This is a genomic window from Afipia sp. GW821-FHT04G03 (assembly GCF_059419985.1).
Genome location: NZ_JBWKSV010000004.1, coordinates 578,326 through 593,124, shown reverse-complemented (window position 1 = coordinate 593,124; position 14,799 = coordinate 578,326). Strand labels below are relative to the sequence as shown.

Below are 14,799 nucleotides of genomic sequence, written 5' to 3'. Positions count from 1 at the left end.
TTGGGATGAGCAACGCCGCAGCCCCCGTCGCCGACTCCACCGCGAATTGGGTCGATACCCACGCGCCGCTCTGGATGCGGCCCTATCTGCGCCTCTCGCGTTTCGACCGCCCGATCGGATGGTGGCTGTTGCTGATGCCGTGCTGGTGGTCGGCGGCATTGGCCGCGGGCATCGCCCATGACGTGCGCGGTCTGCCGCTTGTCATCGTGTTGTTTCTGATCGGCGCGATGGTGATGCGCGGCGCGGGCTGCACCTGGAACGACATCACGGACCGGGATCTCGATAACCGGGTCGAGCGCACCCGGTCGCGACCGATCCCGTCGGGCCAGGTGACGGTGACACAGGCCGCGATTTTTCTGGTGATCCAGGCGCTGGTCGGGCTTGCGGTGCTGCTGCAATTCAACCGCTTCGCGATCATGACCGGCATCGCCTCGCTCGTGATCGTCGCGGTCTATCCCTTCATGAAGCGCATTACCTACTGGCCTCAGGCGACCCTTGGTCTTGCGTTCTCATGGGGAGCGCTGATGGGCTTTGCGGTTATTCTTGGCCGTATCGATGCGACGGCGCTCATCCTCTATGCAGGATCGATCGCCTGGGTTATCGCCTACGATACAATTTACGCCCATCAGGACACCGAGGATGACGTGCTGGTCGGCATCAAGTCGACGGCGCTGTTGTTCGGCGAACGGACGCAGGCCGCGCTGACGATTTTTTATGGCCTTGCCGTGCTGCTGATCGGCATGGCGCTGTGGCGCGCCGGCTCGCAATGGCTGGCCTGGGCGGGACTGGTGGCGTTTGCGGCGCATCTGGTCTGGCAGGTCCGGACGATCCGGATCGGCGACTCGGCGTTGTGCCTGCGGCTGTTCAAGTCGAACCGCGACGCGGGTCTGCTGCTGTTCGCCGGATTGCTGGCGGACGCGGTGCTGCGCAGTTCCTGATTTTCAGTGCCGCGCGATGATCTCGCGTTCGCCGCGGTGAATGGATTGTTCTGATGTCGCGCGACCGGCCTTGCGGCGCACCAGAAATTTCGGGCGGCGGTCCTTGATGACATTGCGGCGGCGGCGGCGAGGCGCCGGTCCGCGCGCAGCGTCGTCTTCGTTCTCGATCTGAGGTAATGCGAACAGATCGCCCCACATCTGCCACGCCAGATCGAGTTGCAATTCGTCAGCCGTCACGAGCAGCGGCACCGACAGCGACGGATCGTGATGAACCAGCACCAGCGCGTGTCCGTCATTCGTTTCGCGGCACGCGATGCCGAGAAAGTCGCTGACGCGGACATTGATCGCCATGCGCATGCCGCCGACGGCACGGCGCACGGTGACACGCTCGCGGTGGATTTCGATATGCCTGACGCCGCCATCGGCGCGGCCATCGCGCGCCTCAAAGCTGACCGGCAAAGAATGGGGGTCGAGCTGCAACATGCAGCTCGACCCGACGGGTTGCGCCCCGCCGACTCCGAATTGACGCCTCACGGCTTTTATCTCCCACGCCGGAATTATGTTCCCGGTCGATGGGTGGACGATGCCAGAGCGGCGTCGGAATCCGCTTAAGAAGGCTGGTTAATCCTATCTCACCGGCATTGCTTCACTTCTCATGATTGACGAGAGGTTGGCGCAGATGATTGACGAGACCTTGCCAGGCTATGCCAAATATCTTTGCCGGAAGGCGGCGAAAACGCTTGAAGTCCGCATAAAACAGGCACATCTCATGATATATTGCATTCGCCGCTAAGTCTCATCAATCCAGACGTTCCAATCAAGCTTCGGGAATTTGTTCGTGAACTCTTCACCAAACGCGCGGGTCTCCTCTTCGTTGTCTTCTTCGAAGCCGTCGTCGGCGAAATCAACAACATCCGAACTTCTCGATCAGAGCGCATTAAGCGCATTGGCGCAGCGGCTCGTTGAAGCAGCGAAACGCGCGGGCGCGGATGCTGCCGACGCGGTCGCGGTGCGCGGCGTGTCGCAAGGCGTCGAGATTCGCGACGGCAAGGTTGAAGCATCGGAGCGTTCCGAAGGAGATGACGTCGGACTGCGCGTGTTCGTCGGAAAGCGTCAGGCCGTCATCTCCACCAACGACATCAGCGGCGACGGCGCCGCGAAGCTTGCCGAGCGCGCGGTGGCGATGGCGAAGGTCGCACCCGATGACGACTATGTCGGCCTTGCCGATCCGTCCTTGCTAGCGAAGCAGTTTCCGGATCTCGATCTGCTCGATCCGCAGGTGCCGTCTGTCGAGGAACTGGAGCGGCGCGCGCAGGAAGCCGAAGCCGCGGGACTTGCCGTCAAGGGTGTGTCGAAATCCTCAGGCGCGTCGGCCTCCGCCGGTATCGGCGGCATGGTGCTCGTGACTTCGACCGGCTTCCACGGATCCTATCTGCGCTCGAGCCAGGGCATCTCGATGACGGCGATTGCCGGTGAAGGCACCGGCATGGAACGTGACTATGATTTCACGTCGGCGATTCATGTCGGCGATCTGGCGTCACCGGCGAGCGTCGGGCGTCTGGCGGGCGAGCGCACCGTGGCGCGGCTCAATCCGCGCAAGGTTGCGACCTGCAAGGTGCCGGTGGTGTTCGATCCGCGCGTTTCGGGATCGCTGGTCGGCCATCTGGTCGGCGCGGTGAACGGGGCATCGATCGCACGCAAGACGAGTTTTCTGAAAGACCGTCTCGGCCAGCAATTGTTCGACAGCAGCATCCGCATCATCGACGATCCGCTGCGTGTGCGCGGCCTGCGGTCGCAATCGTTCGACGCCGAAGGCGTGGCGACAAAAAAACTTGCGATCATCGATGGCGGAGTGCTGACGACATGGCTGCTGGATTCAGCAACCGCAAAGGAGCTCGGCATGGCCACCACGGGTCATGCCCATCGCGGCGTGTCGTCGTCGCCTTCGCCCGGGCCCTACAATCTTCATCTTGAAGCCGGCAAAGCCACGCCTGCCGAGTTGATGTCGGATATCAAGGAAGGCTTCTACGTCACCGACCTGATCGGCTCGGGCGTCAACGGTGTCACCGGCGACTATAGCCGGGGCGCGGCGGGTTTCTGGATCGAGAACGGCGAACTGACCTATGCGGTCAGCGAGGTGACCATCGCGGGCCATCTGTTCGAGATTTTCAAGTCGATGATTCCGGCCAACGATCTCGTTTTCAAGTACGGCGTCAACGCGCCGACGGTGCGTATCGAAGGATTGACGATTGCCGGGCGCTGACCTCGAGTTTGCAGGCGCTGCCCTGACGCGCGATGCCGCCTTGCTTGAGGGCGTGGTGCGCGAGGCCGGCGCGCTCGCGCTCAGTCTGTTCCGCACCGAATTGAAAACCTGGATCAAGGGCAAGTCGTCGCCGGTGTCCGAGGCCGATATCGCGGTCAACGATCTGATCGAGACCCGGCTGCGCGCCGCGACACCAGATTACGGATGGCTGTCGGAAGAGAGCGAGGACGATTCCTCGCGGCTCGGCAAATCGCCGACATGGATCGTCGATCCGATCGACGGCACGCGCGCCTATCTCGCACGTCAGGACGACTGGTCGGTGAGTATCGCGCTGGTTGCGGACGGTTCGCCGGTATTGGGTGCGGTGTTTGCGCCGGCCAGCGATGAGTTCTTTTTTGCAACGCGCGGGCGCGGCACCGTGCTGAACGGTCTGCCGATCACAGCAGCGCCGGGGGCCGCCATCGATTTTCCAAAAATTGCCGGACCGAAGCCGCTGGTCGAGCGTCTCGGCGGCATGAAGGACGGCGAAAGCCTTTATCCACGGATCGGATCGCTGGCGTTGCGGCTGGTAAGGGTGGCGGAAGGGCGGCTTGATGCCGCGTTTGCAGGCGGGAATAGCCGCGACTGGGACCTTGCCGCGGCCGATTTAATCGTGCACGAAGCAGGCGGGGAAATGACCACACTGGCTGGCGAACGACTGGTTTACAATCAGGCCGACGTTCGTCATGGATTGCTGGTGGCGGCGGGACGTGCGCGCCATGCGCATATCGTCAAGCACTTTCGGGACAACCCGATTTTGTAATGCTTGTGTCCTTATTTGGTGCTTGAATTCAAAGTGCCGGTCATCGCTTTGGGAATGTGACTCATGTCCGAAACTGTGCAACCGCAGTTGCTTCACCTCGTTATCGGCGGCGAACTGCTCGACCTCGATCACGTGACATTCAAGGATCTCGACAAGGTCGAGGTCGTCGGCCTGTTTCCGAACTACGCCACGGCCCATATGGCATGGAAGGCGAAGGCCCAGCAGAGCGTCGATAACGCGCACATGCGTTATTTCATCGTCCATCTCCACCGGCTGCTCGACCCCGCCAACGATGCGAAGTCCGCCCGTTGAAATCCGCACTTCGAAAGCTAGGCCGCGCAAGCTGGCTGCATCGTGCTGCCGGCTTCACCGCCGCCGAGTTCCTACGGCTGGTGTGGTGGACCAACCGTTTCAGCATCGATCCGCCGGACGCATACGAGCGACTCGAGCCGGACATGCCGCTGATCATCGCGTTCTGGCACGGCCAGCATTTCATGATGCCGTTCCTGAAGCGCAAGCAGTATCCGGCCAAGGTTTTGATTTCGCGCCATCGTGATGGTGAGATCAATGCCATCGCGGCGGAACGGCTCGATGTCGGAACCGTGCGCGGATCCGGCGATCATGGCACGTCGTTCCACCGCAAGGGCGGCGTCAGCGCGTTCAAGGCGATGCTGCGCACGCTGGACGAGAAGATCAACATGGCCCTGACCGCCGACGTGCCGAAGGTGTCGCGCAAGGCGGGGCTTGGCATCATCATGCTGGCGCGGGAATCGGGCCGTCCGATCCTGCCGGTGGCGATCGCCACCAGCCGCTTCAAGCGTCTCAACAACTGGGACCGCTCGGTCATTCATTTGCCATTCGGGCGCGGCGTCATCTCGGTCGGCGAGATCATCAGGGTGCCGCCCGACGCGGACAACGAGGCGATGCAGACGCTGCGCGCGCAACTCGAAACACGGCTCAACGACGTGACGCGTCGCGCCTATCAGATCGTCGGCCGGCCGGATGAGGGCATCCATGCCTAGCGCGCTCCCCGCGACGCTTGCGGCGTACCGGCGGCTGTCGGCGATGGCCGCGCCGCTGGTGTCTCCGCTGATCGCGCGGCGGCTGAAGCAAGGTAAGGAAGATCCGGCGCGGATCGGCGAACGCCGGGGTGTCGCAAGCGCAGCCCGCCCACCGGGACCGCTGATCTGGATTCACGGCGCGAGCGTCGGCGAGGTTCTGGCGGCGGCCGGCCTGATCGAGCGGTTGCGGGCGTTGAACGTCCGCATCCTGCTGACCTCCGGAACGGTGACGTCGGCGGATATTGTCGCACGGCGGTTTCCGCCCGACGTCATCCACCAGTTTGTGCCGTTCGATTCGCCGCGCTTCGTTTCGGCGTTTCTCGATCACTGGAAACCTGGCCTCGCACTGTTCATCGAGTCGGATATCTGGCCCAATCTGATTATGTCGAGCGCCGAGCGGCGCATTCCGATGGTGATCATCAACGGCCGCATGTCGCCGCGTTCGTTTCCGCGCTGGAGTAAACTGCGCGGCACGATCTCCGCGCTGCTGCAATGCTTCGATCTTTGCCTCGCGCAGTCCGACAGCGACGCCGAGCGTTTCGCGGCATTGGGTTGTCCGAATGTCGTGACGTCCGGGAATCTCAAGCTGGACGTCGAAAATCTGCCGGCGGATGTGAAGAAACTCGAGCGCCTCAAGGAGGCCGTGCAGCGCCGGCAGGTGTTCGTCGCGGCGTCCACCCATCCCGGCGAGGAGGAAGCGGTTCTCGACGCGCACCGGCGTCTCGCGCCGCGGTTTCCCCAACTGCTGAGCGTGATCGTGCCGCGTCATCCGCAGCGCGGCGTCGCCATCGCGAAAATGCTGACGGCGGCCGGAATGCGGGTGGCCTTGCGCTCGCAGGATGAACTGCCCGGCGGCGGCACGGATATCTATGTCGCAGATACGCTCGGCGAACTCGGACTGTTCTATCGGATCGCGCCGGTGGTGTTCATGGGCGGATCGCTGGTGGCGCACGGCGGACAGAATCCGATCGAGGGCATCAAGCTTGGTGCTTCGATCCTGCACGGGCCGCATGTCTTCAATTTCAGCGACATTTATGAAGCGCTCGATCAGGCCGGCGGCGCCATCCGCGCCGAGACCGACGAGGACTTCGTGCGGTCGCTCGGCCACTTGCTGGTCAACCCGATCGCGCGGCAGCGATCGGTCGGCGTTGCCGAGCAGGTGGTGGGCCGGCTCGGCGGCGCGCTCGACAAGACGCTCAGTGCGCTCGAGCCGTACTTGTTGCAGTTGCGGCTGGAGGGAGGGGGCTCCGATGCGTGAGCCGGCCTTCTGGTATCGGCCGCCATCGTTGATGTCGCGATTGCTTGCGCCGCTTGGCGCGATTTACGGCGCCGTCAGCGCGCGGCGCATGGCGCGCGCCGGTGCATCGGCCGGACTGCCCGTCATTTGTGTCGGCAATTATCATGTCGGCGGCGCGGGCAAGACACCCACAACACTGGCGCTTGTGCAAACCCTGCGCGGAATGGGCGAACAGCCCTTCGTCGTCAGCCGCGGTTACGGCGGCACCATTCAGGGTCCGGTTCGTGCCGATCTGTCGCTGCACACGGCCGCGGACGTCGGCGACGAGCCGCTGATGATGGCCGCATTCGTGCCGGTCATCGTTTCGCGCGATCGCGTCGCCGGAGCGGCCCTCGCGCGCGGACAGGGGGCGAGCGTGGTCGTGCTTGACGACGGATTCCAGAACCCGGCGCTGGTGAAGGATGTGTCCCTGATCGTGATTGATGCGGCACGCGGCGTCGGCAACGGTTGCGTGTTTCCGGCCGGGCCGCTGCGTGCGCCTCTGCCGCCGCAGATCGCGCGCACCGATGCGTTGGTTGTGATCGGGGAGGGACAGGCGGCCACTCCGGTCGCCGATGCCGTCACCGCGCGGGGCGCGCCGGTTCTGCGCGCGCGTCTTGCACCCGATGAGGAATCGGTTTCAGGGCTGCGCAATCAGCGCGTGCTGGCTTTCGCGGGGATCGGCGATCCGGAGCGGTTCTTCGCCACGCTGCGCAAGGGCGGCGCGACCGTGATCGAGGAACGAGCGTTCGACGATCATCATCCGTTTACGCCAGGCGAGATCGAACGCCTGGTGTCGGAGGCGGCGGAACAATCGCTCACGCTGGTGACGACCGAAAAGGACATGGCGCGTATCCGCAGCGACGCACGGCTCGCGCGTCATGCGGACAATATCCGCGTCCTTGCGGTCACGCTGGAATTCAGTGATGAAGCGGCGTTGCGGAATTTCGTGGCGGCGCGGCTGGCGAAAGCACGCGCGCGATAGGCCTCAGGCCTTTTTCAGCTGCGCGGGATAATGCCGGCTCAAGACGGCTTCCGGCGTCGCATAGGCTTCCTGCCGGTCCACACTCCAGTATTTCAGTTCATCCAGCGGGATGTGTTCGCCGGTGACGGCGCAGCGGACGTAGGAGCCGGGAGACGTCACGCGGAAATCGCCGTCGAGATACTCGACCTGCGCTTCGCCCTGGCCGGAAGGCCCGAATTTATTGAGCACGAGTGTTGTCCTTGTGGGGTCCGGCAGTGATCGTCCGGAAAGATTGCTTAAATATAGGCACTATCTGGAAAAGGGGAAACCCGCTTTTGACGGGATCATGCCCTGTCTGCGGCTCAGAACAGGTCGCCCTGAACCTTTTTGACGCCGAAATCGGTGGCTCGTTTCGATGCAGGCTTTGCTGGCGTCGGCGTCGATGTCGTTTTGGATGTGGTGGCGGTTCCGTCACCGTCCGCCGTCACGCCGATGCGGCCGTCGGTGAATTCGATGCTGAGGCGCTGGCCGGCATTCACGCCCGCGGCCGCATGCAATGGTGCGCCATGTTCGTCGCGGACCAGTGCGAAGCCGCGTTCCAGCACGCCCTTGTAGGACAGCGCATTCAGAAGCTGCGACACGTAGCGCAAGCGGGTGTCACGCTGCTGGATGTGCAGATCCGCGCAGCGCCGCGCGCTGATCGCCAGCCGCTCCACTTTCTCCTTGCTGCGATCGATCTGCGCGCGCAGCGCCGTGACCGTCAGCCGTCCGCCGATGGCGGACAACCGCCGTTCGTAGACATGCGCGTTGGCGCGCAGAGCGCGGGGCAATTGTGCGCTGGCGCGATCGAGGCGCTGGCGCGGAATGTCCAGCAGCTCGGTGGCTTTCGGCAGTGCGCGCACCGCCGCGCGCAGTTCGCTGCGGCGGGTTTCCTGGCCACGCTGCCAGCACAGCATCGCGCGCCGCTCCAGCGACGTGACCTCGACGAACAGTTCGGCGCGCACCGGCACCGCCATTTCGGCGGCGGCGGTCGGCGTCGGCGCGCGCTTGTCGGCGGCGAAATCGATCAGCGTCACGTCGGTCTCGTGGCCGACCGCCGAAATCAGCGGGATCATGCTCTCTGCCGCGGCGCGCACCACGATTTCCTCGTTGAACGACCAGAGGTCCTCCAGTGAACCGCCGCCGCGCGCGACGATCAGCAGATCCGGACGCGGAATCCTGCCGCCTTCCTCCAGCGCGTTAAAGCCATGGATCGCCGCCGCAATCTGTTCGGCGGAGCCTTCGCCCTGCACGCGCACCGGCCAGACGAGAACATGGCGCGGAAAACGATCTTCCAGACGATGCAGGATGTCCCGGATCACAGCACCCGTCGGCGAGGTGATGACGCCGATCACCTCGGGCAGCCACGGCAAAAGCTGCTTGCGCGCCTCGTCGAACAGACCTTCGGCGGCGAGCTTCCTTTTGCGTTCTTCCATCAGCGCCATCAGCGCGCCGACGCCGGCGGGCTCGATGGCCTCGATCACGATCTGGTATTTCGACGAGCCGGGATACGTGGTGAGCTTGCCGGTGGCGATGACCTCAAGGCCTTCCTGCGGCTTGAACCGCATCCGGCCGTGGACGCCCTTCCAGATCACCGCCTCGATCTTGGCGCTGTCGTCTTTCAGCGCGAAATAGCAGTGGCCGGAGGAGTGCGGCCCGCGAAAGCCTGAAATCTCGCCACGCACCCGGACATGGCCATAGGCGTCCTCCACCGTCCGCTTCAGGGCCGAGGACAGCTCCGACACGGTGAATTCCGGTGAATTGGGCAGCGGTTCGGCAGCAGTGGCTTTCATCAGGATTCGAATCTGTTGCGATGGCGAAGCATCATGTTAAACGGTTCTATCATCCCATAAACGCCGGTTCGACCCTTATCCATGAATATCCTCTTGATCGGTTCCGGCGGGCGCGAACACGCGCTGGCATGGAAGATGGCGGCCTCGCCGCTGCTGACGAAATTGTGGTGCGCGCCGGGCAATGCCGGCATCGCGCAGGAAGCGGAATGCGTCGCCCTCGATGTGGCGAACCATGCCGCTGTGATTGATTTCTGCAAGCAGAACAAAATCGATCTGGTGGTGGTCGGCCCCGAAGCGCCGCTCGCCGCCGGCATCGTGGATGATCTCGCCGCCAGCGGCATCAAGGCGTTCGGCCCGAGCAAGGCGGCGTCGCAACTGGAAAGCTCCAAGGGCTTCACCAAGGACATCTGCAAGGCCAACAACATTCCGACCGCGGCCTATGAGCGCTTTCGCGATGCCGATGCGGCGAAGGCCTACATCCGCAAGCACGGCGCTCCGATTGTCGTGAAGGCCGACGGTCTCGCGGCGGGCAAGGGCGTCGTGGTGGCGATGACGCTGGCCGAGGCGGAAGCCGCGGTCGATGCATTGTTCACTTCAGCGGGCGCGGAAGCCGTGGTCGAAGAATTCATGGAGGGCGAGGAAGCCTCGTTCTTCGTGCTGTGCGACGGCGACAACGCGCTGCCATTGGTGGCGGCACAAGATCACAAGCGCGCCTACGAGGGCGACAAGGGTCCGAACACCGGCGGCATGGGCGCGTATTCTCCCGCGCCCGTGTTCACCGATGCCGTGCGCGAGCGGACGATGAACGAGATCATTTTGCCGACGCTGCGTGCGATGAAGGCGATGGGGATGCCCTACAAGGGTGTGCTGTTCGCGGGCCTGATGATCACGAAGGATGGCCCGAAGCTGATCGAATATAATGCGCGGTTCGGCGATCCCGAGACGCAGGTGCTGATGATGCGCCTGACGTCGGACATCGTGCCGGCGCTGCTGGCGTCGGTGGACGGCGAGTTGAAACATTTCGATCTGCGCTGGCATCCGGAGCCGGCGCTGACCGTGGTGATGGCGGCGAAAGGTTATCCCGGCGACTACGCCAAGGGCACGCGGATCGACGGCCTCGATGCTGCTGCGCAAGTCGAGGGCGTCGAGATATTTCATGCCGGCACGAAATCCGAGGGCGGACATATTCTCGCCAATGGCGGACGTGTCTTGAACGTGACCGCGACGGCCGCGACCGTCAGCGAGGCGCAGCGCCGCGCCTATGAAGCGATTGATCGCATCCGGTGGCCGGAAGGCTTCTGCCGCCGCGACATCGGCTGGCAGGCTGTCGCGCGCGAGAAAGCGTTGAAAAGCTAGACGGGCGGCCCCCATTTACGATGTCGTCCCCGCGAATACGGAGAACTGAGCATGTCCGATCTCGCTGATCTGTTTCCCGGCTTCGCATCCGAATGGATCAGCACCCGCGGCGGGCGCATCTTTGCGCGCGTCGGCGGAAAGGGCCCGCCGCTGCTGTTGCTGCATGGCTATCCGCAAACGCATGTGATGTGGCATCGCGTGGCCCCGGCGCTTGCGGACAAATTCACCCTCGTGATCCCCGATCTGCCCGGCTACGGCTGGTCGGACGTCCCGAAGACCGATGCCGACCACACGCCGTTCACCAAGCGCGCCATGGCGCAGGTGATGATCGAGGCGATGGAAAAACTGGGACATGTGCAATTCGCGCTCGCCGGGCATGATCGCGGCGGCCGCGTGGCCTATCGGCTTGCGCTCGATCATCCGGGGCGGCTCTCGCGATTGGCGACACTGGATATCCTTCCGACCTACGATTACTGGTCGAAGATGGATCGCAGCTTCGCCCTTCGCGTCTATCATTGGGCCTTCCTGGCGCAGCCGCATCCATTGCCCGAGAATTTGATCGCTTCGAATCCCGACGACTATTTCGGCCGCACGTTCAAGAGCTGGGCCAAGAAGGATAGGCCGAATCCGTTCGATCCGCGCGCGGTCGAACATTACCTGACCGCTTTTCGCGACCCGCTGCGCATTCACGCGGCTTGCGAGGATTATCGCGCAGGGGCTTACGCCGATTTCGAACATGACAAGACCGATCTCGATGCGGGGAAAAAGATCACGGTGCCGCTGCTGGCGCTGTGGGGTGCCGCGGGGATCGCGTCGTCGGCAAGCAGCCCGATCGAGTCATGGCGCAGGTGGGCGGCCGATGTGCGGGGTGAGCCGATCGATTCCGGGCATTTTCTGCCGGAGGAAAACCCGCAAGCCACGGCTGCGGCATTGCTGAAATTCTTTTCGGGGCAGGACTGATGGCATTACGCGAGGCACGGCGGGAAGACATTCGCCGCATTATCGAGATGCTGGCCGACGATGAGGTCGCGCGGGGCCGCGAGGATCTGTCCGGCGACATGGCGGCGTATCATGCTGCGTTCGACGTCATCGCGGCGGACCCGAACAACACGCTTTATGTCTGGGACGAGAATGGTGCGGTGATGGGCTGTCTGCAGCTCACCTTCATTCCCGGCATGTCCTATGGCGGCAGCTGGATTGCGAAGGTCGAGGGCGTGCGGGTGGATCGCTCGCTGCGCGGTCTCGGAATCGGCGAACAGATGATCGATGCGATTGTCGCCAAATCCCGCACGCGCGGCTGCAAGCAGTTGCAGCTCACGACCAACAAGCAGCGACTTGACGCGCACCGCTTTTACAAGCGGCTTGGTTTCGAGGCGTCCCACGAGGGCATGAAGCTGGATTTGTGAGTTTCACGCCGTCATTCCGGACAGGCCGCGAAGCGGGCTGATCTGGAATCTCGCAGAGCTCATCGAGATTCCCGGTTCGCTCGTTTCACTCGCGCCCCGGAATGACGCAATTCAACTTACCTTCTCGCCTTGAAAAAATTCGTCAGCAGCGCCGCGGCCTCGCGCTCTCCGACCGAGGGATAAATCTCCGGCGCGTGATGGCAGGTGGGCGACGCGAAAAACCTGACGCCTGAGTCCACCGCGCCGCCCTTCGGATCGGCTGCGCCATAATAGAGCCGGCGGATGCGCGCGAAGGACACCGCGCCCGCGCACATGGTGCAGGGCTCCAGCGTGACATAGAGATCGCAATCGGTCAGGCGCTCGCTGCCGGTCACGCGCGCGGCTTCGCGGATCGCCAGAATCTCGGCGTGGGCGGTCGGATCGCGGTCGGCGAGGGTGCGGTTGCCGGCCTGCGCGATCACCTCGCCATCCCGGACGATGACGCATCCGATCGGCACTTCACCCGCCGTTTCGGCGATTTTCGCCTGTTTCAGCGCCAAATCCATGAAAGATCGTGCCGTCATGCCTCGTATCCGCCGGAAAACTCTGTTAGTAGGTCCGCTTCAGCAAACGTGATGACCGGTTTTGCGTGAGAGACGCCCTGATCGACAGGGGCGCGCCTTGCCGATGCCGATCCGGTTTCACGAAAGCGCGCAGCCGCGATATAGTCTGCCACAAGTCCTGAGAGATCATTCATGCCCCGCGATAACGATAAAAACAACGGTCGTCCGCCGCGCCGTGAAGGCGGAGCCGGTGCGGGTTACAAGGGCGGCGGCAAGGGCCGTTCGACAGGCCCGGGCGGACGCAGTGGCGCAGGCCCGCGCGGTGGCGACAAGAAATTTGGCGACAAGCGGCCATATGCCGCCCGCAGCCCGGGCGCCAAACCTTACGCAGCCAAGCCTTACGCCGGTAAACGCGACGATCGTCCGCAGCGCGATGATCGCGCGGATCGTGGACCGCGCAAGGATTTCGGTTCGCGAGATCGCGGGGAAGCACGTTCATTCAAGCCGCGCGAGGATCGCGGCGAGGGCCGTGCGCCGTTCAAGCCACGTGGCGATCGTCCCGAAGGGCGCTCGTTCAAGCCGCGTGAGGATCGCGGAGAAGCCCGTTCGTTCAAGCCGCGTGGCGATCGCAGCGAAGGTCGTCCGTTCAAGCCGCGCGAGGATCGTGGCGAGGGTCGTTCCTTCAAGCCGCGTGACCGCGATGATCGCGCGCCGCGCAGTGCAGGCGCCGGACGTTTCCAGGACAAGAAGTTTGGCGAGAAGCGGCCTTACACGCCGCGCGGCGAAGGCGGCGATGCACGTCCCGCCCGCTTCAACCGGGACGACAGGCCGCAACGCGACGAACGCCCGCGCTTCAATCGTGATGACCGGCCTTCGCGTGGCGCGCCGGATCGCGGGCCGCGCAAGGAATTCAACCGTGGCGAGGATCGCGGCGGCGATAAACCCTGGCAGAAGCGCGAACCGTCGCGTGACGGCGGAAAGCGGTTCGACAAGCCGCGTTTCGACAAACCGCGCGACGACCGTGGTTCGAGCGAGCGTCCGAGGTTCTCGCGTCCACGCGAAGATCGCCCCGAACGCCCGGCCGGCGCAGATCGCGGCCCGCGCAAGTTCGATCGTCCGAGAGATGACCGTGCGAAATTCGATCGTCCCCGCTTCGACAAGCCGCGCGAGGATCGCGCGCCGCGTGGCCGCAGCGACTGGCAGGAACACCCGCGCAGCGAGACCGGTGACCGCCCGCGCCGCGAGAACGAGGACGACAGCAAGGTCTTCGCAAAACGCCCGGCCTTCGGTGGCCGTGGCGCCTATCGCGAGCGCAAGCCTGATTTCGACAAGCGCCCGCCGCGCGCCGTTCCTGAGAAAAAGAAGAGCGGCGAGCGCATCGCCAAGATTGTCGCGCGGGCGGGGCTTTGCTCGCGCCGCGACGCCGAGGACTGGATCGTGCAGGGCCGGGTCGCCGTGAACGGCCGCGTCATCAATTCGCCGGCGCTCGACATCACCACCAACGACGTCGTCACCATTGACGGCAAGCCGTTGCCGGAGCGCGAGCGCACGCGGCTGTTTCTGTATCACAAGCCGCGCGGCCTGATGACGACCCATGACGATCCCGAGGGCCGTCCCACGGTGTTCGACAATCTGCCCGAGGGCCTGCCGCGCCTTATCAGCATCGGGCGTCTCGATTTCAACACCGAAGGCCTGCTGCTGCTGACCAATGACGGCGGGCTCGCCCGTGCGCTGGAACTGCCGGACACCGGCTGGCTGCGGCGCTATCGCGTGCGCGCCCATGGCGACGTCACCCAGGGTCAACTCGACGAACTGAAAAAGGGCGTCGAGGTCGATGGCGTCAAATACGGCTCCATCGATGCGACACTGGAGCGCGACAAGGCCGCCAACGTCTGGATCGTGTTCGCGATCCGTGAAGGCAAGAACCGCGAAGTCCGCAATGTGATGGCGCATCTCGGTCTTGAGGTGAACCGTCTGATCCGGATTTCCTACGGCCCGTTCCAGTTGGGCGAGATCGAGGAAGGCCAGGTCGAGGAGATCAAGTCGCGGGTGCTGCGCGATCAGCTCGGCGACAAGATCGTCGCCATGTCCGGCGCGCAGTTCGACAAGCCGGTGAAGGAAGCTGCTGAAGGCGACGATACCCCGCGCATCAAGGGCCGCATCAAGCCCGCCGGCTCCAAAAGCGGATTGATTGCCGACCGCAAGGGCCGTCGTATCCTGGTGACGCGCGCCGGCAGCGACGAGGCGCGCGCGCGCAACGAGGAAGAGGCCAGCGGATTCGGTCCGCCGCGCCGTCCGACGCGCGGCTACAAAGGCAAGCGCGACATGAAGCCGCCAACCGATTTCACGGAAGACTGAA

The 14,799-nt window shown here is 64.0% G+C and carries 15 protein-coding genes; 11 read left to right on the top strand and 4 right to left on the bottom strand.

From position 1 onward, the window contains the following. The first annotated feature begins 5 nt into the window (after nucleotides 1-5). Nucleotides 6-938 carry a 4-hydroxybenzoate octaprenyltransferase gene (gene ubiA, locus AC07UB_RS21010; RefSeq protein WP_494653740.1) on the top strand — a complete coding sequence of 311 codons (933 nt, stop codon included), beginning with the start codon at nucleotides 6-8 and terminating at the stop codon, nucleotides 936-938. Nucleotides 939-941: 3 nt separating this feature from the next. Here the strand turns inward: ubiA and AC07UB_RS21005 are convergent, their stop codons facing one another. Next, the gene (locus AC07UB_RS21005) at nucleotides 942-1,472 is read right to left on the bottom strand and encodes a DUF6101 family protein (RefSeq protein ID WP_494653742.1); all 531 of its coding nucleotides are present in this window, start codon (nucleotides 1,470-1,472) and stop codon (nucleotides 942-944) included. 304 nt (nucleotides 1,473-1,776) lie between these two features. Here AC07UB_RS21005 and AC07UB_RS21000 point away from each other — a divergent pair, with 304 nt between their 5' ends. The 6 genes from AC07UB_RS21000 to lpxK all read left to right on the top strand — a co-directional run bounded on the left by AC07UB_RS21000 (nucleotide 1,777) and on the right by lpxK (nucleotide 7,325). Continuing rightward, complete coding sequence (locus tag AC07UB_RS21000; protein WP_494653744.1) at nucleotides 1,777-3,201, top strand: TldD/PmbA family protein; 1,425 nt, start codon at nucleotides 1,777-1,779, stop codon at nucleotides 3,199-3,201. Then, nucleotides 3,188-4,003 (top strand): 3'(2'),5'-bisphosphate nucleotidase CysQ, encoded by an 816-nt coding sequence (locus AC07UB_RS20995; RefSeq protein WP_492791862.1) that lies wholly within the window; start codon nucleotides 3,188-3,190, stop codon nucleotides 4,001-4,003. Before AC07UB_RS21000 ends, AC07UB_RS20995 begins: the two co-directional genes overlap by 14 nt. Before the next feature lie 63 nt (nucleotides 4,004-4,066). Then, complete coding sequence (locus tag AC07UB_RS20990; protein ID WP_492791863.1) at nucleotides 4,067-4,315, top strand: DUF4170 domain-containing protein; 249 nt, start codon at nucleotides 4,067-4,069, stop codon at nucleotides 4,313-4,315. Next, nucleotides 4,312-5,025 (top strand): lysophospholipid acyltransferase family protein, encoded by a 714-nt coding sequence (locus tag AC07UB_RS20985; protein ID WP_494653747.1) that lies wholly within the window; start codon nucleotides 4,312-4,314, stop codon nucleotides 5,023-5,025. The genes AC07UB_RS20990 and AC07UB_RS20985 overlap by 4 nt, the downstream gene beginning before the upstream one ends. After that, nucleotides 5,018-6,322 (top strand): 3-deoxy-D-manno-octulosonic acid transferase, encoded by a 1,305-nt coding sequence (locus AC07UB_RS20980; RefSeq protein ID WP_492791865.1) that lies wholly within the window; start codon nucleotides 5,018-5,020, stop codon nucleotides 6,320-6,322. The genes AC07UB_RS20985 and AC07UB_RS20980 overlap by 8 nt, the downstream gene beginning before the upstream one ends. Next, the gene (gene lpxK / locus AC07UB_RS20975) at nucleotides 6,315-7,325 is read left to right on the top strand and encodes a tetraacyldisaccharide 4'-kinase (RefSeq protein WP_494653749.1); all 1,011 of its coding nucleotides are present in this window, start codon (nucleotides 6,315-6,317) and stop codon (nucleotides 7,323-7,325) included. The genes AC07UB_RS20980 and lpxK overlap by 8 nt, the downstream gene beginning before the upstream one ends. 3 nt (nucleotides 7,326-7,328) lie before the next feature. On the opposite strand, the gene AC07UB_RS20970 is transcribed toward lpxK, so the two are convergent. Both AC07UB_RS20970 and xseA read right to left on the bottom strand, forming a co-directional pair. Then, nucleotides 7,329-7,553: a DUF2093 domain-containing protein gene (locus AC07UB_RS20970; RefSeq protein ID WP_492791867.1), complete on the bottom strand. Its 225-nt coding sequence runs from the start codon at nucleotides 7,551-7,553 to the stop codon at nucleotides 7,329-7,331. Nucleotides 7,554-7,666: 113 nt separating this feature from the next. Then, on the bottom strand, nucleotides 7,667-9,136 hold the full coding sequence (xseA, locus tag AC07UB_RS20965; RefSeq protein ID WP_494653751.1) for an exodeoxyribonuclease VII large subunit: 1,470 nt from the start codon (nucleotides 9,134-9,136) through the stop codon (nucleotides 7,667-7,669). An 81-nt stretch (nucleotides 9,137-9,217) separates the two neighbouring features. Between xseA and purD the strand changes: the two genes are divergently transcribed. From purD to AC07UB_RS20950, 3 genes are read left to right on the top strand one after another with little or no spacing between them, the layout of a single operon-like run. Beyond that, nucleotides 9,218-10,492 carry a phosphoribosylamine--glycine ligase gene (gene purD / locus AC07UB_RS20960; protein ID WP_494653753.1) on the top strand — a complete coding sequence of 425 codons (1,275 nt, stop codon included), beginning with the start codon at nucleotides 9,218-9,220 and terminating at the stop codon, nucleotides 10,490-10,492. 51 nt (nucleotides 10,493-10,543) lie between these two features. After that, nucleotides 10,544-11,452: an alpha/beta fold hydrolase gene (locus AC07UB_RS20955; protein ID WP_494653755.1), complete on the top strand. Its 909-nt coding sequence runs from the start codon at nucleotides 10,544-10,546 to the stop codon at nucleotides 11,450-11,452. Next, entirely contained in the window at nucleotides 11,452-11,898 is a 447-nt protein-coding gene (locus AC07UB_RS20950; RefSeq protein WP_492791871.1) for a GNAT family N-acetyltransferase, read from the top strand. Before AC07UB_RS20955 ends, AC07UB_RS20950 begins: the two co-directional genes overlap by 1 nt. 116 nt (nucleotides 11,899-12,014) lie before the next feature. Here AC07UB_RS20950 and AC07UB_RS20945 read toward each other — a convergent pair whose 3' ends face one another. Next, entirely contained in the window at nucleotides 12,015-12,461 is a 447-nt protein-coding gene (locus AC07UB_RS20945; protein ID WP_492791872.1) for a nucleoside deaminase, read from the bottom strand. Between the two features lie 171 nt (nucleotides 12,462-12,632). Here AC07UB_RS20945 and AC07UB_RS20940 point away from each other — a divergent pair, with 171 nt between their 5' ends. Beyond that, nucleotides 12,633-14,798 (top strand): pseudouridine synthase, encoded by a 2,166-nt coding sequence (locus AC07UB_RS20940; protein WP_494653758.1) that lies wholly within the window; start codon nucleotides 12,633-12,635, stop codon nucleotides 14,796-14,798. Nucleotide 14,799: the final 1 nt, after the last annotated feature.